Below are 17,338 nucleotides of genomic sequence, written 5' to 3' on the forward strand. Positions count from 1 at the left end.
GTTGCTTCACCGTCCGGTGAAGGTTGCTTTACCAGGGCCGTCGGCCACGAAGGACGTCATGCCGATCGTGCGATCCTCGGTGGCGAACAGCGCCGCGAACTGCTGAGCCTCGATCCGAAGACCGGTGGTGAGATCGACGTCGAGCCCCTGATCGATCGACGCCTTCGCCGCTGCGAGCGCTCGCGATGCACCCGTGGTGAACTGCATGGCCCAGGCGCGCGCTGCGTTGTACACCTCGTCCGGTGCCACCACCTCGTCCACCAATCCGATACGCAACGCTTCCTCGGCACCGACGAAGCGGCCGGTGAAGACCATGTCCTTCGCACGGCTCGGGCCGATCAGCCGAGCCAGCCGCTGCGTTCCGCCGCCGCCGGGGATGACACCGAGCAGCACCTCGGGGACACCGAACTTGGCGTTGTCGCCGGCGATCCGACGGTCCGCACCCAGTGCAACCTCCAGCCCACCACCGAGTGCGTACCCGGTCACGGCCGCGACCACGGGCTTGGGAACGGTACTGAGCGAGCCGAGGGCCGACTGCAGATCTCCGGCGATCGCGGCCATCTCCGACGCGGACAGCGCCACCATCTCCTTGATGTCGGCACCGGCGGCGAAGACCTTCTCGCCGCCGTAGACGACGACGGCCTTGACGTCGGCATTCACCGTGGCCTCGCGAGCCGCCGCTCGGATCTCGTCCTGCATCTGCCGATCGAGCGCATTCATCGGCGGACGGTCGAGGCGGATGGTGCCGATGCCGTCGGACACTTCGAGATTCACGAACTCAGCCATGGGCCGAAAGGCTACCGGGCCGAGGACTAGCGATCCGACCAGGGATGGCGCGCTCCGGCGTAGTACGCGTCGTCGCCGTCGAAGAGCACCCGGACCGTCCCCTCGTCGCGGGTGAGGATCGGTAGAACCGGGGCGATCTCGCGGTCGTGGTCGACGACCTGTGCGACGGTGTCGAACCGAGACAGTGCGTCGAGTTGGCTCCAGGTGGGCGGAAGGAGGATGGTGTTCCCCGACCGCCAGTCCGCCAGTGCGTCACCGGTGGAGCGCCAGCTCACCGACGCCGCCTCGCTGGTCTCGCCGTCCGCATTCTGCCCCTCGGGCAGCACTGCTACGAAAAACCGGGTGTCGTACCGTCGCGCTTCGCCCACCGGGGTGATCCAGTGCGACCACGGCCGGAGCAGATCCGATCGCAGAACGAGATCGTGGGCGGTGAGGAATTCGGCGAACGACACCTCACGGCGCTCGAGCCGACCCCGCTCTGCCGCGAACGGGGCGGTATCGGCAACGATCGAATCCGGTGTCGAGCCGGCCAACAGCACGCCGCACTCCTCGAACGTCTCGCGCGCCGCGGCACACACCAGGGCCTGCGCCTTGCCCTCGTCGGTTCCGAAGCGCTCGGCCCACCACGACGGCGGCGGTCCTGCCCAGCGGACGTCCGCTGCCGCGTCCGAGGGGTCGACGCCGCCACCGGGAAACACCGTCATGCCACCCGCGAAGGCCATGCCACCGACACGTTCGAGCAGGAACACCTCGATGTCGGGTCGTGACAGGCCGTCACGAATCAAGATGACCGTCGAGGCGTCCCGGGCCTGTACGTGATCGGCAGCACTGTTCGAGCTCATGAAAGGGAACGTACCGCTGCACTGCGCAGCGGAGTCGATCGGTCCGCTCTATCGGCGGTGCGCCCCGGCAGCGCGGGTCCGCCGCGCGAAGAAGCGACCGTCGACGCGATCGAGTGCGATCGACTGACTGAACGCCTCGGTCAGATTCTCTGCGGTGATGACGTCGTCGACCAATCCCTGCGCCACCACCCCGCCTTCCTTGAGCAGCAACGCGTGACTGAATCCCGGCGGAATCTCTTCCACGTGATGGGTGATCAGGACGGTCGCGGGGGCGTCGGGATCGGCAGCGAGGTCGGTCAGCCGCGCCACCAGTTCCTCGCGTCCACCGAGGTCGAGACCTGCCGCAGGCTCGTCCAGCAACAGCAGTTCGGGATCGGTCATCAGAGCGCGGGCGATGAGAACGCGCTTTCGTTCGCCTTCCGACAGCGTGCCGTAGGTACGGGTGGCGAGATGCTCGGCACCGAGGCTCTCGAGCATTTCCACTGCACGCTCGGTGTCGACCGCGTCGTATTTCTCACGCCAGCGCCCCAACACCGAGTAGCCGGCGGACACCACCAGATCGGATACGAGTTCGTCGGCCGGAATGCGTTGCGCCAGCGAGGAGGACGACAGGCCGATCCGCGGTCGGAGTTCGGAGACGTCGGCCTTGCCCATGACCTCGCCGAGAACGTGGGCGACACCGGACGTGGGATGGATTTCGGCCGCTGCGATACGCAGCAGGGACGTCTTTCCGGCACCGTTCGGGCCGAGGACGACCCACCGTTCGTCCAGTTCCACCTTCCAGGTGACGGGTCCCACCAGGGTCGCACCGCCGCGGCGGACGACTACGTCGGTGAAATCTACGAGCAGGTCGGGATCCGGTTCAGACACGACGCCTATCTTCCCGCACATCGACCACGCATTCACGGCAGGATGTGCACGCGTGTCGCCCAATGACGATCTGCCTCGTAGCTTGCACCGGACCACCGGCGGCGAGTCCGTCTCGAACCCGCCCGGATCACCGTTCCCACTGGGTGCCACCGCGATGCCGACTGGCACTCAATTTGCAGTCCACGCACCCGAGGCCGACGGAGTCGAGGTGTGCCTGATCGATCCGGACGGCGGCGAGCGACGGGTGGAACTGACCACCCGGACATTCGGAGTTCGACACGCCTTCGTCCCGGGAGTGCGGCCAGGTGATCGATACGGCTTCCGCGCCCACGGGAGATGGGATCCGCACTCCGGGCGCCGGTTCAACGGTGCCAAGATTCTGCTCGATCCCGCGGCGCGCCAGGTGATCGGCGCATTCGGAGACCCGTCGGCGTTGCTCGCCTACGAGGACGACCCGTTCGGTGCGCTCAGTTCTCGCGACTCGCTCGGGCACCTCCCGCTCGGCGTCGTCCGCGCAGCCCCCGATCGCGTCGGCCGTCCCGCTCGCCCCGAGGTGCCGTGGGACCGAACCGTCCTGTACGAGCTGCATGTGGGATCGTTCACGGCCCGCAATCCTGCTGTCCCCCAGCATCTTCGCGGTACGTACCTCGGCCTGGCCGAGCCGGCCGTCCTCGAGCATCTCGCTCGCATCGGCATCACGTCGGTCGAATTGCTGCCCGTACACACCACATTCACCGAACCCGGCGTCCGTGCCAGGGGGATGCGAAACCACTGGGGGTACTCGACGGGTGCGTACTTCGCACCGGATCCGCGCTTCGCCGCCGTTCCCGGTGACGAGGTGGACGAATTTCGCACCATGGTCGACGCATTGCACGCTGCCGGAATCGAGGTGATCCTCGACGTCGTCTACAACCACACGTGCGAATCCGCGATCGACGGCCCCTCCATCAGCTGGCGTGGGCTCGATGCGCCCGGCTACTACCTGCTGGACGGACGCGGATCGGACGTCGATCTGACCGGCTGTGGCAACACTCTCGATTCCGCGTCGCCCGCGGTCGTGCGGATGGTGTGCGACAGCCTTCGGTACTGGGTCGAGGACATGGGCGTGGACGGGTTCCGATTCGACCTCGCCAGCACTCTCGGCCGACCCGGCGGTTGGCGATTCGATTCTCGCGCACCGTTGTTGACCGCCATCACCACCGATCCCGTCCTGGCTCGGGTCAAATTGATCGCCGAGCCGTGGGATGCCACCGGTGCCGGCTATCAGGTCGGCAACTTCGGAGTGGCCTGGTCGGAATGGAACGATCGCTACCGTGACACGGTCCGACGCTTCTGGGCGGGCCAGCACGGCGTCCGCGAATTGGCCTCGCGCCTGGCCGGTTCGGAGGACCTCTTCGCGAGCAGTGGACGCTTGCCATGGGCGTCGGTCAACTTCGTCACCGCGCACGACGGGTTCACCGCCCGTGATCTGGTGTCGTACGACCGAAAGCACAACGAGGCCAACGGCGAAGAGAACAGGGACGGTACCGACAACAACTCGTCGGTCAACCACGGAGTGGAGGGTCCGAGCGAGGATCCATCCGTCGCCGAGGCCAGGGGACGCCATGTCCGGGCACTTCTGGCAACCCTGACGCTCTCGACCGGAACACCGATGCTCCTTGCCGGCGACGAACTGGGACACAGTCAGGGCGGCAACAACAACGCGTATTGCATCGCCGAGGATGCACCGGCGGCCGATGCCTGGGCCATCGACTGGGACAGTGCCGATCAGAACATGATTCGCTTCGTGGGTCGACTCCTTCGTGTCCGAGCGAGCGCTCCGACACTGCGTCAGCAGGAGTTCTTCACCGGCCGAGCGACACCGACCGGCCGACCCGATCTGGTGTGGTTCGATTCCGCCGGAGTCGAATTCGACACGGACCGATGGAACGACGATTCGGTGCGCACCATTCAGGCCTGGGTGGACGGTTCCGACGTCCGCTCCTTCGCCTCCGACGGCGGGCAGGTCGACGATGCCAGCTCGCTCCTCGTTCTCCATTCCGGAGGGCCAGCCGATATCGTTCTGGCGTGCCCGAGTTGGTCGTCGTCTCGGTTCGTTCCGGTTCTCGATTCCTCGAGTGTGGACGGTGTGCCCTCCGATACCACTGCGCTGGAACCGGGTTCGACGATATCGGTGACCGGATCGACGGCCCTCGTGCTGCGCAGCGCAGGCAGGTGAGTCATGAACAATTGCACGAGCGGACCGACTCCGAGCGCATAGAGAACCGTCCCGACGCCGAGCGTCCCGCCGAGCAACCAACCGGTGAGCACCACCGTGCACTCGATTCCGGTGCGGGTGAGGCGAATCGACCATCCGGTCCTGGCCACCAGACCGGTCATCAGTCCGTCTCGCGGCCCCGGACCCATCCCGGCACCGATGTACAGCGCCGTTGCGAACGCGTTGACCACGATGCCCGACACCATGGCCAGGGTCCTCACCGGGAGCCCGTCCAGGTCCGGCAACATCGCCGACGTCGTGTCCACCGCAACTGCGATCACCACCACGTTGCTCACGGTGCCCAGGCCAGGACGTTGCCGTAGCGGGATCCACATCAGCAGTAAGGCCGCGCCGGTGATCGCGGTGATGGTTCCGAAGCTGAGCGACAGGTGGCTTTCGAGCCCCTGATGAAAGACGTCCCACGGGTTGACGCCCAGTCCACCGGCGATCATGAACGACATCGACGCCCCGTACAGCCACAGCCCTACGTAGAGGGCAGCCAACCGAGCAGGGAGTCGGCGACCGGCGAGTAGACGACGTGGTGAGGTGAACATGCTTCCAGTCTCGGGGCTACTGGATATGTTCGGCATAGCCACTTGTGCGACAGTGGACCCCAGAGCTACGGAACAGCGATGACGGTTGTCGAACCGGGTGCCACTTCGGTGAAGCCTGCATCCCGCACCGCGACGGCGCGACCGGCACGAACCTCGCCCAGTGCACGCGTCCATTGTTCCGGGTTCGCGGATCGGACCGAACATTCGAAGCCCGACGCAGCCCACTCGCGGCAATGCGCTGTGCTCATCGCACCCGCCAGCAGCATGGACGCGTGCCCCACCTGAGCGGCTGCCTTGCCCACCGTCATCGACAGGGAGGCGTCGACCCACAGCACCGGTCCGGCCGAGACCGAAGGTTCGTCGTCGGCCGACACGTCGGTTCCGCCGATCTGCAGCCGCTTGATCCGAGGATCCAGATCTCCGACCCGACCGGGCACGAACGCACGTGCCGACGCTCCCCCGACGTCGACCGTGACACCAGGAACGTCCTGCGCCGCACGCCACTGCGCACCGCGTGCACGTCGGGCAACCTTCCGGATGCGGGCCGACGTCCACTCGGTGAAGGCCTCGTTCCAGGACGCGTCCACGCCCACTCGTGGGTCCAGGCACAACGCAACGGTTGCTCGTGCAGCCGCCTCGAGCAACTCGCTGCGCAGGGGCGGATCGATCTTGGGGATGTGCAGCACCAACGGCATCGCCAGAACCTGTGCCGGATCTGCCGGGTCCTCCGCTTCGCCGTACCCACCAGCGAGCTCGGCGTGGCGCGAGACGAACGTGTTCTCCGGTGAGAATTCCTCGACTGCAGTCTCGGCCACCACATCATCCGATGTGTCGCCGGTCGTGGGATCGCCGGTCACGGGATCGCCGGTCACGGGATCGCCGGTCACGGGATCGGGACGCGGCGGACTCCCCCGTCCACTGCGTCCGCGGCTTCGATCTCGTTGCGGGTGACGCCGAGGATGAACAGGACCGCGTCGAGGTACGGATGGGAGATGGCGGTGTCGGCGATCTCTCGCAACGCAGGCTTGGCGTTGAAGGCAACCCCGAGGCCTGCTGCGGTGAGCATGTCGATGTCGTTCGCTCCGTCGCCCACGGCGACGGTCTGCTCCATCGGCACTCCCGACTGCGCCGCGAATTCACGGAGTGCGGTCGCTTTCGCAGCACGATCGACCACTTCCCCGATGACCCGTCCGGTGAGCTTGCCGTCGACGATCTCGAGAGTGTTCGCCTTGACGTAATCGAGTTCGAGTTCGTGAGCGAGGCCCTCGATGACCTGTCGGAATCCCCCGGACACGACGCCGCAGGCGAAGCCGAGACGCCGGAGGGTGCGGATGGTGGTTCTGGCCCCCGCGGTCAGTTCCAGACTTTCGCCCACTTCGTCGATGACGGATTCGTCGAGTCCCGCCAACACGGCGACCCGCTGTTCGAGCGACTCCGCGAAGTCGATCTCACCGCGCATGGCAGCTTCGGTGACCGCACGTACCTCGTCCTCGCGTCCCGCGCGGGCAGCCAACATTTCGATGACCTCACCCTGGACGAGCGTGGAGTCGACGTCGAACACGATCAGTCGCTTGGATCGCCGTGCGATTCCGCCGCGCTGCACGGCGATGTCGACGCCGATTCCGGCTGCGATGGCCGCGAGCCCCGTGCGCAACTGCAGGTCGGCATCCGGCGACGTGTCGGTCGCGGTCACCTGCAGTTCGAGGCCGGTGACGGGATAGTCGGCAATTCCGCGTATGGAATCGATGTTCGCGCCCTGGCGGGCGAGTTCACGGGAGATGGTGCTGAAAGCACGCGCTGTCACGGGTCGTCCGAGAACGACGACGACGTGGGTGGCCAAGCTCTGACCACCGCCCCGCGCGGTGTCGATCTCGACATCGACGTGAACGCCGACCGTCGCCATCGCGTCCTCGAGCTCCTCCTGGAGCGCCTCGGGATCGCGCGGGCAGGACAGGAGAACGCCCAGTGTCAATCTGCCGCGGATGACCACCTGCTCGACGTCGAGCAGACTGACGTTGTGCCGTGACAGTGCTGCGAACAGCACCGATGTGACGCCCGGCTTGTCGGGTCCCGTCACCGTCACCAGCACTGCGGTGTCGCTCGAAGTCACCGAATCTCCCTTTCGTGCACGGCCCCAGCGGCCGGATAGGTCTTCGTGTCACCTGTCGTGGACGAGCGAGCCCGAACACGCCACGAGATTGTCGCAAGCGAAGAGCCCCACCCGGTAGCCGGGAGGGGCTCTCGCTGCGCTGTGGACTACTTGGGGTCCGGGTCTCCGGATCCTTCGTGATCGCTGGTGGCGATCGGGGCCCGGCGGGCCTGTTCGAGTACTGCGGTGGTCTTACCGCCGTGTGCTCCCGGCCCGACGTGCGCTTCCGCGCGCATCCGCTCGACCATGTGCGGGTAGTGCAACTCGAATGCCGGACGCTCGGAACGGATCCGAGGCAGTTCGGTGAAGTTGTGTCGCGGCGGCGGGCACGAGGTGGCCCATTCCAACGAGTTGCCGTAGCCCCACGGATCGTCGACTGTGACGACCTCGCCGTATCGGTAGGACTTGAACACGTTCCACACGAACGGCAGTGTCGAGGCACCGAGAATGAAAGCACCGACCGTGGAGATGACGTTCAACTCGGTGAACCCGTCCGAGGGAAGGTAATCGGCGTACCGACGCGGCATGCCCTCGTTTCCGAGCCAGTGCTGCACCAGGAACGTGGCGTGGAATCCGAAGAACGTCAGCCAGAAATGCCACTTGCCCAGAGCCTCGTCCATCATCCGGCCCGTCATCTTCGGGAACCAGAAGTAGATGCCGGCGTACGTCGCGAACACCACGGTGCCGAACACCACGTAGTGGAAGTGGGCTACCACGAAGTACGTGTCGGTGACCTGGAAGTCGATGGGCGGCGATGCCAGCAGAACACCGGTCAGACCACCGAAGACGAAGGTGATCAGGAACCCGATCGAGAACAGCATCGGCGTTTCCAGTGTCACCTGGCCTCGCCACATCGTGCCGACCCAGTTGAAGATCTTCACACCGGTGGGCACCGCGATGAGGAACGTCATGAAGGAGAAGAACGGCAGCAGCACAGCGCCGGTGGCGTACATGTGGTGCGCCCACACGGCGATGGAGAGCGCGGCGATCGCGATCGTCGCGTAGATCAGACCCGAGTAGCCGAAGATCGGCTTGCGCGAGAAGACGGGGAACACCTCGGAGACGATTCCGAAGAACGGCAGCGCGATGATGTACACCTCGGGGTGGCCGAAGAACCAGAACAGGTGCTGCCACAGCAACACGCCACCGGTGGCCGGATCGAACAGGTGCGCGCCCAGGTGGCGGTCGGCCGCCAGGCCGAGCAGCGCCGCCGTCAGCAGCGGGAAGGCCAGCAGGATCAGGATCGACGTCACCAGGATGTTCCAGGTGAAGATCGGCATACGGAACATCGTCATACCGGGGGCGCGCAGGCAGATCACCGTAGTGATCATGTTGACGCCACCGAGGATGGTGCCGAGACCGGCAACCGCCAGGCCCATGATCCACAGGTCCGCGCCGACGCCCGGCGAGTGCAGAGCCGACGTCAGTGGGGTGTACGCGGTCCAACCGAAGTCCGCTGCGCCACCGGGAGTGATGAACCCGGCCGTGGTGATCAGGGCACCGAACAGGTAGAGCCAGTACGAGAACGCGTTCAACCGTGGGAACGCGACATCGGGGGCACCGATCTGCAGCGGCAGGATGTAGTTGGCGAATCCGAACACGATCGGCGTCGCGTACAGCAGCAGCATGATGGTGCCGTGCATGGTGAACAGCTGGTTGTACTGCTCGTTGGACAGGAACTGCATTCCCGGTATGGCCAACTCGGCGCGCATCAGCAGCGCCATGAGTCCACCGACCAGGAAGAACGCGAACGATGTCGCGATGTACATGATTCCCAACACCTTGGGATCGGTTGTCGTCACCGCTTTGTGCAGGAACGACCCCTTCGGTCCCGTCCGCGGCGGGAACGGCCGAGCAGCATCCACCGCAGGTGCGGGCCTAGGCGCTAGGGCAGTCACAGATCCTCCTGATTGCGCGTCGGACCTCGAACCACGAGGCGACGTCATCTAGTCGTGCGCTCCTCGAATCGTAGACCTTCGGACCGACGCTTGCCGAACCGGTCCTACCGTGTGTCGTATTGGGCCCGATCGGCCGTGCCCGGATCGCGCGATCTGCCTGCGCTGTCGGCCTTTCCGGCGCAGTCGGGGACGCCGCGGGAGTTGCCGATTCCGCACGCTCCGCGGTGTCCGTTCGGGTGTTCTGCGACGGCCGCCTTCCGATACTGTGTGAGACCACCCGACCCGTCGAAGGAAGTCCCGCGTTGCCACTCCATCCACGAGTCCCCCGTTCGTGTGCGCCGCGCAGGATCGGTGCCGTCGCCTCCGTGTGCCTCGCCGCCGCCGTGGCGCTGGTCGGTTGTTCCGACTCCGAGGCGCAGGACGACGCATCCACCATCGTTCGCACCACCACGAACATCGCCGGTGCCGGAGTGGTCGGCAACAACCGGGACACCGCGGGTCTGTGCCCCGCACTGGCACCACTCGATCCGACCGGTATCGAGGGTGACACCAGACCCGTCGGACATGCCGAGGGCATCAGCGTCCTTCCGGCCGACCCCCAGCGCATCGTCGTGCTCGATGCCGCAGGCCTGGACGCGAGCTGCGCGGTCGGCATCTGGGAGCGCGTCGTCGGGGCGGCCACGATCGACCCCGATTTCCGGGGCGACGGAGACCAACCGCTGTACCTGGGCACCGGACTGGCGTCCGTTCCGTCCGTCGGGCCGGTGGGTTCACCCGACATCGATGCCATCGCTGCCCTCGACCCCGATCTGATCCTCGGTGCCGAGTCGCTCGGATCGACTACGTACGACGAGCTGACAGCCATCGCCCCGACCGTCTTCACCGCAACGGGGCAGGGTTGGAAGGACACCTTTCTGCAGTCCGCGGCGGCGCTCGGTCGCGGCCAGGCTGCATTCGAGGCACTCGCCTCGTTCTCCGCGGACGCCGAACGAGTAGGTCGTGAGATCGACGCCACCCAGACCCAGGCGTCCGTCGTCCGATTCGCGGCGGACTCCATCGAAGTGGACGGACCGAACTCGTTCGCGGGCCAGATACTCGACGAGGTCGGAGTCGGCCGGCCCCAGAGCCAGCGCGACGCCACGTTCTCGGTCGAGTCGGACAACCTCACGCCGGTCGAGGGAGACATCGTCTACGTGCGATTCGCGGGCCCCGACGGCGAGAGCTTCGGGCGCGAGGTGATGGACTCCGATGCGTGGCACGCTCTCGGTTCGGTCACCGACGGTCGGGTCTTCGCCGTCAACGACACTGTTTGGTCGGGGAGCGGCGTCGTCGCGGCACGGGCCGTTCTGGACGACCTGTCCGCCTCCCTGAACGCCTACGTCTCCTGACGCGATGCCGATTCCCGAATTCGTCCGTGCCCTGCGCAGTGTCGTCGGAACGTCGCCGTTGTGGCTGTCCGGTGTCAGCGCAGTCGTTCTCGACGACAACCGGCGCGTGCTGCTGACGCTGCGAGCGGACAACAACACCTGGGCCGTGGTCTCGGGAATTCTCGAGCCGGGCGAGGAACCCGCCCCGGCAGCGCTGCGTGAGATCGGCGAGGAAACCGGGGTGGACGCCTCGATCGAGCGCTTGACGAGCGTCGACGTGACGGAGCCGATCACCTACCCCAACGGCGACGTCGCGCAGTATCTGGACATCACGTTCCTCGCTCGATACACCGGCGGCATCCCGCATGTGGCCGACGACGAGAATCTCGACGTTGCCTGGTTCGCACTCGACGAGCTCCCCGAAAACCTCACGGCCACTTCGCGATTGCGAATCAAGAAGGCCATCGCCGACGATCCGTCGGCGTGGTTCCGGCGCTGACTCCCGACCGCACCGAGGACACAGTTCGACCGAACCGCGTTGACCTGTCCCAGGGCCATCTCGACGCGAATCCGCAACCACGAGACCGGACAATCCAAGGTCAACGACACCGACGGCAACCCTATCGAGATCTCCGCCATCGTCGTCTGGCAGGTCGCCGATACCGCACTGGCGTCGTTCCAGGTCGATGACTACGAGGAGTTCGTCGCCGTCCAGACCGAGTCCGCCGTCCGGCACATCGCCGGCAGCTACCCGTACGACGCCGAAGGGCGAATGTCGTTGCGGGAGAACGCCGACGAGATCACCCCCGCCATGTCGGAGGAGGTGCACGCACGGGTACGTTCGGCCGGTGTCGAGGTGATCGAAACCCGAATCAACCGGTTGGCCTACTCACCGGAGATCGCTCAGGCAATGTTGCGGCGGCAACAGGCAGGCGCGGTCATCGCCGCCCGTCAGCAGATCGTCGAAGGTGCCGTCGGAATGGTGGAGATGGCGCTCGGGAAGCTGGAGGAAAAGCACGTCGTCGAACTCGACGAGGAGCGCAAAGCCACGATGGTGTCGAATCTGCTCGTGGTCCTGTGCAGCGACCGAGACACGCAACCAGTCGTCAACACCGGATCGCTGTACCAGTGAGCCATGGCCGTCGAGCGTAAGAAGATTCTGCTGCGGTTGGACCCAGCGGTGCACGACGCTCTCGCCCGTTGGGCCTCCGACGAGTTGCGGAGCACCAATGCTCAGATCGAGTTCCTATTGCGCCGCGCTCTGAGCGAGAAGGGCCGAATGCCCAAGGACGCCGAGGACATTCGCCCGCCGGGACGCCCACCGAATTCGTGAGCGTCCCGGCGTGGCGAACGGGCTCAGAAGTCCCAGTCCTCGTCTTCGGTGTTGACGGCCTTGCCGATGACGTACGAGGAACCCGAACCGGAGAAGAAGTCGTGATTCTCGTCGGCGTTCGGTGAGAGCGCCGACAGAATCGCCGGGTTGACGTCCGTCTCGTCCTTGGGAAACAGGCCCTCGTAGCCGAGATTGTTCAGTGCTTTGTTGGCGTTGTAGCGCAGGAACTTCTTGACGTCCTCGGTCAGGCCGATCTCGTCGTAGAGGTCCTGGGTGTACTCGACCTCGTTGTCGTACAACTCGAACAGCAACTCGAAGGTGTAGTTCTTGAGTTCCTCGCGCTGCGCCTCGCTGACCTTCTCGAGACCCTTCTGGTACTTGTACCCGATGTAGTACCCGTGCACGGCCTCGTCGCGGATGATCAGACGGATCAGGTCCGCGGTGTTGGTGAGCTTGGCCCGTGAGGACCAGTACATCGGCAGGTAGAAGCCGGAGTAGAACAGGAACGATTCGAGCAGCGTCGACGCGACCTTGCGCTTGAGCGGATCGTCACCGTGGTAGAAGTTCAGGACGATCTCGGCCTTGCGCTGGAGGTTGACGTTCTCCTCGGACCAGCGGAATGCGTCGTCGATGTCGCGGGTGGAGCTGAGGGTGGAGAAGATCGAACTGTAGCTCTTGGCGTGCACCGACTCCATGAACGCGATGTTGGTGTACACCGCCTCCTCGTGGGGAGTGATGGCATCAGGAATGAGGCTGACGGCGCCGACGGTGCCCTGAATGGTGTCGAGCAGTGTCAATCCGGTGAACACACGCATCGTCAACTGCTTCTCGACGGCGGTCAGCGTTGCCCACGACGGAATGTCGTTGGATACCGGCACCTTCTCCGGCAGCCAGAAATTACTGGTGAGGCGCTCCCACACTTCGGAGTCCTTGTCGTCCTGGACCCGATTCCAGTTGATCGCGGAGACGCGATCGATGAGCTTTACCATGGGTGCCTACCTACAGGTCGATGAGCGAGAACTGGGACGGAACTACGTGAAAAGTCGCTGACACGAACACTACCCGTTGTGTCCGACAAGTCCGGTAGGCACTACAAAGTGTGCCGCGAGTGTTGCCCGCAGAGACGACCCCTACGCCTGCTTCGGTCTGTCACCACCCCACCGAGCACGGGACGGTTCCGGCTTCGATGGCCTCGACCAACTGCGCGTGATCGCGCTCGTTCTGATCGGCGTAGGCGTGGGCGAAAGCCACCATCGCCCGATCGACCTTGTCTCCTCGGCCGAGGTAGTCGGCGATCGCCTCCGCGTCACCACTTCGGGCGTGCGCTCGTGCGAGCACCTCACCGCATGCGGTTGCGAATTCGGTGAGGTACGGCCCGATGATCTCGCCGTCGGGAATGACCTTCATGTCACGGAACTGCCGAACGTAGAAGTTCATGTCCCCCACTGCAGTCCATCCCACGAACATATCGGTGGCACTCTGCAGCATTCGCTGTCCACTGACCACGCGCGCACCGTGATTGTCGTACCTGCTCGGTTCGAGAAACCGCTCGAACACCGACGGCCCCGCCTGCTTGATCTGCAGGAAGAACGGATCGCCCGTCCGCCGTTCTTCCAGCAGCGCCAGATACACCCGCATCCCTACGCTCCCGACGCCGACCACCTGCCGAACCACGTCGAGAACTCGGAACCTGGACAGCAGACTCCAGATATGGTCGTCGACCGACTCGCTGTAGCCGGCGATGACCGCCTGCACCAGTTCGATCTGGGAATCACCCACGTGGGTGCGAAAAGGCGGGTCCTCGCGAATTCGTCGACGCCCGTCCCTCGTCTCGGTGAACTTGCGGGACGCTCCACGGCTGGTACGACGCTCGGCTTTCGTTTCGATGAGTTTCTCGGCGTGGCGGGCGATGCCCGACGAGAAGTGACCGAGCAAACCCGCGACGTCGATGCGGTCGTACCAGATGTCGATCTCCGGGGTCTTCGCGTACGCCCTCATCTTTCTGCAGTACGCCGCTGTCATCGCTGCGACCGCCCGATCGGAGCGCCGCGCATCGACCCCGTTCTCGCGACCGAGAACCACCAGAGACGTCGCCAGCCTCTGGAGATCCCACTCGAACGGGCCCGGCAGCGTTTCGTCGAAGTCGCGGAGATCGAAGTACAGGTTCCGTTCGGGGGTGGCCCACAATCCGAAGTTCAACACATGGGCGTCGCCACACAACTGGACCTCGATGCCGGTGTGCGGAGTCGACGCGAGATCGGCCGCCATCACGGCCGCGGCCCCACGGAAGTAGGTCCACGGCGACGCGGACATGCGGGCGTAGCGGATCGGGAGTAGCTCCGGCACTCGAATGGTGTTCTGCGCCAGCACCGTTTCGAGCGCATCATGGCCACGTGAGGCTGGATCCCACTCGCCCAACCCGCGGCGGGGTACGCGCCGTCGGGCGTGTCGACCACGCGACAATTGCTCGGAAGGACGTGCGTCCTTCCGAGCAATCGTCACATCGATATCGGATTCGACCTCGTCGCCCGCTTCGGTGTCCATGCCTGATTATGCTCCGCGGCGCACCGCGATATCGCGATATTCGCCACAGGCCGACCGACCGAGTCGACTACAGCATGCAGGACACGCAACCCTCCACCTCGGTGCCCTCGAGTGCCAACTGACGCAGACGGATGTAGTACAGCGTCTTGATGCCCTTGCGCCATGCGTAGATCTGCGCGCGGTTGATGTCGCGAGTGGTGGCGGTGTCTTTGAAGAACAGCGTCAACGACAGGCCCTGATCGACGTGTTGTGTTGCGGCAGCGTAGGTGTCGATGATTTTCTCGTACCCGATCTCGTACGCGTCCTGGTAGTAGTCCAGGTTGTCGTTGTCGAGGTACGGTGCCGGGTAGTAGACGCGGCCGATCTTGCCTTCCTTGCGAATCTCGATCTTCGACGCCACCGGGTGAATCGACGAGGTGGAGTTGTTGATGTACGAGATGGAGCCGGTCGGCGGCACTGCCTGCAGGTTCTGGTTGTAGATTCCGTACTCCTGCACCGACGCCTTCAGCGCGGACCAGTCGGCCTGCGTCGGAATGGTGACATCGGAGTCGGCGAACAACTTCGCGACCTTGGGCGTAGCGGGTTCCCAGACCTGATCGGTGTACTTGTCGAAGAACTCCCCCGACGCGTACTTGGAATCCGGGAAGCCCTTGAAGTACTGGCCGCGCGCCTTGGCCAGCTGGTTCGATGCCTGGAGAGCGTGGAACAGCACCGTGTAGAAGTAGATGTTGGTGAAGTCGATGCCCTCGGTCGAGCCATAGTGAATGCGCTCCCGTGCGAGGTAGCCGTGCAGATTCATCTGCCCGAGGCCGATTGCGTGAGAATCGTTGTTGCCCTGCTCGATCGACGGCACGGAGAAGATGTGCGTCTGATCGGACACTGCGGTGAGTCCGCGAATGGCCACGGCGATGGTCTTACCGAAATCGGGCGAGTCCATCGTCTTGGCGATGTTCAGCGAACCGAGGTTGCACGAGATGTCCTTGCCGACATGACTGTACGAAAGGTCGTCGTTGAACGTCGACGGCGTCGAGACCTGAAGGATCTCCGAGCACAGGTTGGAGTGAGTGATCTTGCCCTTCACCGGGTTCGCGCGATTGACGGTGTCCTCGTACATGATGTACGGGTAACCGGACTCGAACTGCAACTCGGCGAGAGTCTGAAAGAACTCGCGCGACTTGATCTTGGTCTTGCGGATCCGCTTGTCGTCGACCATCTCGTAGTACTTCTCGGAGACGTCGATGTCTGCGAACGGGACTCCGTAGATGCGCTCGACGTCGTACGGCGAGAACAGGTACATGTCCTCGTTCTTCTTGGCCAGCTCGAACGTGATGTCCGGGATGACGATTCCGAGCGAGAGCGTCTTGATCCTGATCTTCTCGTCCGCGTTCTCACGCTTGGTGTCGAGAAACTTGTAGACGTCGGGGTGGTGAGCATGCAGGTAGACCGCGCCCGCGCCCTGACGCGCACCCAGCTGGTTGGCATAGGAGAACGAATCCTCGAGCAGCTTCATGATCGGGATGACACCCGAGGACTGATTCTCGATGCGCTTGATGGGCGCGCCGGCCTCGCGAATGTTGCTCAGCAGCAACGCAACTCCGCCACCACGCTTGGACAGCTGCAGGGCCGAGTTGATGGAGCGGCCGATGGACTCCATGTTGTCCTCGATACGCAGCAGGAAGCACGAGACGGGCTCGCCGCGCTGCTTCTTGCCGGAGTTGAGGAAGGTGGGCGTCGCGGGCTGGAAGCGGCCTGCGATGATCTCGTCGACCAGATCGGTGGCCAGGGCCTCGTCGCCTGCGGCCAGCGTCAGCGCCACCATGCACACCCGGTCCTCGAACCGCTCGAGGTAACGCTTGCCGTCGAACGTCTTGAGCGTGTACGAGGTGTAGTACTTGAACGCCCCGAGGAACGTGGGGAACCGGAACTTCTTCGAGTACGCGTGGTTGATCAGGAACTTCACGAACTCGCGGGAGTACTGGTCCAGAACCTCGGGCTCGTAGTAGTTCTCCTCGACGAGGTAGTCCAGCTTCTCGTCCAGATCGTGGAAGAACACGGTGTTCTGATTGACGTGCTGCAGGAAGTACTGATTGGCGGCCTCGCGATCCTTCTCGAACTGGATCTCACCGTTGGGCCCGTACAGATTGAGCATCGCGTTGAGCGCGTGGTAGTCCATGTCGCCGTCGCCGCGGACGGTGCTGGGTACGGGTCCTGCGTCGGTGATGGTCGGTGCCACGGCGATGCTCCTACTGGGTATGTGGTGTGTGGTGCTCTAGTGCGTGTGGGCGGCGCGTCGGACTTCACGTTCCCAGAAGTCCTCCAGCCCCTCGCGGACCCGCACTACGTCCTCGGGGGTGCCCATCAATTCGAATCGGTAGAGATACGGAACTGCGCACTTCTGCGAAATGACATCTCCCGCGAAGCAGAACGAGTCACCGAAGTTCGTGTTTCCGGCAGCGATGACAGCTCGGATCAACGACCGATTGTGCTTGTCGTTGAGAAACTTGATCACACGCTTGGGGACGTAGTTGGTGTCGCGCCCGGAGTACGTGACCCCTCCCCCGTACGTCGGCACGATGAGGACGTAGGGAGTGTCGACACGAAAAGTGCCGTCCGGATCACGTAATGGAATGCGCGTCGCAGGAACGTCCAGCTTCGAGACGAAGCGATGAGTGTTCTCGGACGCGCTGGAGAAATAGACCAGTGAGTGGGTGGACTGCGGTTGGAAACTCACCGCTCAC

14 protein-coding genes and 2 pseudogenes are annotated in these 17,338 nt (G+C 64.5%); 5 read left to right on the forward strand and 11 right to left on the reverse strand.

Features of this window, described 5'->3' with window-relative positions; genetic code table 11:
- Nucleotides 1–6: 6 nt before the first annotated feature.
- The 3 genes from CH291_RS24490 to CH291_RS24500 are packed head-to-tail and all read right to left on the reverse strand — an operon-like array spanning nucleotide 7 to nucleotide 2,519.
- Nucleotides 7–786, reverse strand: coding sequence for an enoyl-CoA hydratase/isomerase family protein (locus tag CH291_RS24490; RefSeq protein WP_094688820.1), 780 nt, complete (start codon nucleotides 784–786; stop codon nucleotides 7–9).
- A 26-nt stretch (nucleotides 787–812) separates the two neighbouring features.
- Nucleotides 813–1,628, reverse strand: coding sequence for an NUDIX hydrolase (locus tag CH291_RS24495; RefSeq protein ID WP_094688821.1), 816 nt, complete (start codon nucleotides 1,626–1,628; stop codon nucleotides 813–815).
- Between the two features lie 48 nt (nucleotides 1,629–1,676).
- Complete coding sequence (locus CH291_RS24500) at nucleotides 1,677–2,519, reverse strand: ABC transporter ATP-binding protein (protein WP_068045832.1); 843 nt, start codon at nucleotides 2,517–2,519, stop codon at nucleotides 1,677–1,679.
- A gap of 49 nt (nucleotides 2,520–2,568) precedes the next feature.
- Between CH291_RS24500 and glgX the strand changes: the two genes are divergently transcribed.
- The gene (glgX, locus tag CH291_RS24505; protein ID WP_256980976.1) at nucleotides 2,569–4,716 is read left to right on the forward strand and encodes a glycogen debranching protein GlgX; all 2,148 of its coding nucleotides are present in this window, start codon (nucleotides 2,569–2,571) and stop codon (nucleotides 4,714–4,716) included.
- On the opposite strand, the pseudogene yczE reads toward glgX, so the two are convergent.
- The 4 genes and pseudogenes from yczE to ctaD all read right to left on the reverse strand — a co-directional run.
- Nucleotides 4,707–5,309 (reverse strand): annotated as a pseudogene (gene yczE / locus CH291_RS27495) (membrane protein YczE); the annotation flags it as partial. The gene glgX and the pseudogene yczE sit on opposite strands and share 10 nt — an antisense overlap.
- Before the next feature lie 65 nt (nucleotides 5,310–5,374).
- Nucleotides 5,375–6,181: a peptidyl-tRNA hydrolase gene (locus CH291_RS24515; RefSeq protein ID WP_179276652.1), complete on the reverse strand. Its 807-nt coding sequence runs from the start codon at nucleotides 6,179–6,181 to the stop codon at nucleotides 5,375–5,377.
- 11 nt (nucleotides 6,182–6,192) lie between these two features.
- Nucleotides 6,193–7,419 carry a phosphoserine phosphatase SerB gene (serB, locus tag CH291_RS24520; RefSeq protein WP_068045812.1) on the reverse strand — a complete coding sequence of 409 codons (1,227 nt, stop codon included), beginning with the start codon at nucleotides 7,417–7,419 and terminating at the stop codon, nucleotides 6,193–6,195.
- Between the two features lie 146 nt (nucleotides 7,420–7,565).
- The gene (gene ctaD / locus CH291_RS24525; protein WP_068045815.1) at nucleotides 7,566–9,356 is read right to left on the reverse strand and encodes an aa3-type cytochrome oxidase subunit I; all 1,791 of its coding nucleotides are present in this window, start codon (nucleotides 9,354–9,356) and stop codon (nucleotides 7,566–7,568) included.
- A 302-nt stretch (nucleotides 9,357–9,658) separates the two neighbouring features.
- Here ctaD and CH291_RS24530 point away from each other — a divergent pair, with 302 nt between their 5' ends.
- The 4 genes and pseudogenes from CH291_RS24530 to CH291_RS24545 all read left to right on the forward strand — a co-directional run bounded on the left by CH291_RS24530 (nucleotide 9,659) and on the right by CH291_RS24545 (nucleotide 12,056).
- On the forward strand, nucleotides 9,659–10,744 hold the full coding sequence (locus CH291_RS24530; protein WP_256980964.1) for an ABC transporter substrate-binding protein: 1,086 nt from the start codon (nucleotides 9,659–9,661) through the stop codon (nucleotides 10,742–10,744).
- Nucleotides 10,745–10,748: 4 nt separating this feature from the next.
- Nucleotides 10,749–11,222: an NUDIX hydrolase gene (locus CH291_RS24535; protein ID WP_094688823.1), complete on the forward strand. Its 474-nt coding sequence runs from the start codon at nucleotides 10,749–10,751 to the stop codon at nucleotides 11,220–11,222.
- Nucleotides 11,223–11,261: 39 nt separating this feature from the next.
- Nucleotides 11,262–11,855 (forward strand): annotated as a pseudogene (locus CH291_RS24540) (SPFH domain-containing protein); the annotation flags it as partial.
- Nucleotides 11,856–11,858: 3 nt separating this feature from the next.
- The gene (locus CH291_RS24545) at nucleotides 11,859–12,056 is read left to right on the forward strand and encodes a hypothetical protein (RefSeq protein ID WP_037189794.1); all 198 of its coding nucleotides are present in this window, start codon (nucleotides 11,859–11,861) and stop codon (nucleotides 12,054–12,056) included.
- A 23-nt stretch (nucleotides 12,057–12,079) separates the two neighbouring features.
- Here the strand turns inward: CH291_RS24545 and nrdF are convergent, their stop codons facing one another.
- The 4 genes from nrdF to nrdI all read right to left on the reverse strand — a co-directional run bounded on the left by nrdF (nucleotide 12,080) and on the right by nrdI (nucleotide 17,331).
- Nucleotides 12,080–13,045: a class 1b ribonucleoside-diphosphate reductase subunit beta gene (gene nrdF / locus CH291_RS24550; protein ID WP_008717549.1), complete on the reverse strand. Its 966-nt coding sequence runs from the start codon at nucleotides 13,043–13,045 to the stop codon at nucleotides 12,080–12,082.
- A 160-nt stretch (nucleotides 13,046–13,205) separates the two neighbouring features.
- Nucleotides 13,206–14,600, reverse strand: a complete 1,395-nt coding sequence (locus CH291_RS24555; RefSeq protein WP_094688824.1) for a DUF2252 domain-containing protein — start codon at nucleotides 14,598–14,600, stop codon at nucleotides 13,206–13,208.
- 67 nt (nucleotides 14,601–14,667) lie between these two features.
- Nucleotides 14,668–16,833, reverse strand: coding sequence for a class 1b ribonucleoside-diphosphate reductase subunit alpha (gene nrdE, locus CH291_RS24560; RefSeq protein WP_094688825.1), 2,166 nt, complete (start codon nucleotides 16,831–16,833; stop codon nucleotides 14,668–14,670).
- A 36-nt stretch (nucleotides 16,834–16,869) separates the two neighbouring features.
- Entirely contained in the window at nucleotides 16,870–17,331 is a 462-nt protein-coding gene (gene nrdI, locus CH291_RS24565; protein WP_094642276.1) for a class Ib ribonucleoside-diphosphate reductase assembly flavoprotein NrdI, read from the reverse strand.
- Between the last annotated feature and the right edge of the window lie 7 nt (nucleotides 17,332–17,338).

Source organism: Rhodococcus sp. 14-1411-2a (assembly GCF_002259485.1).
GTDB lineage: Bacteria > Actinomycetota > Actinomycetes > Mycobacteriales > Mycobacteriaceae > Rhodococcoides.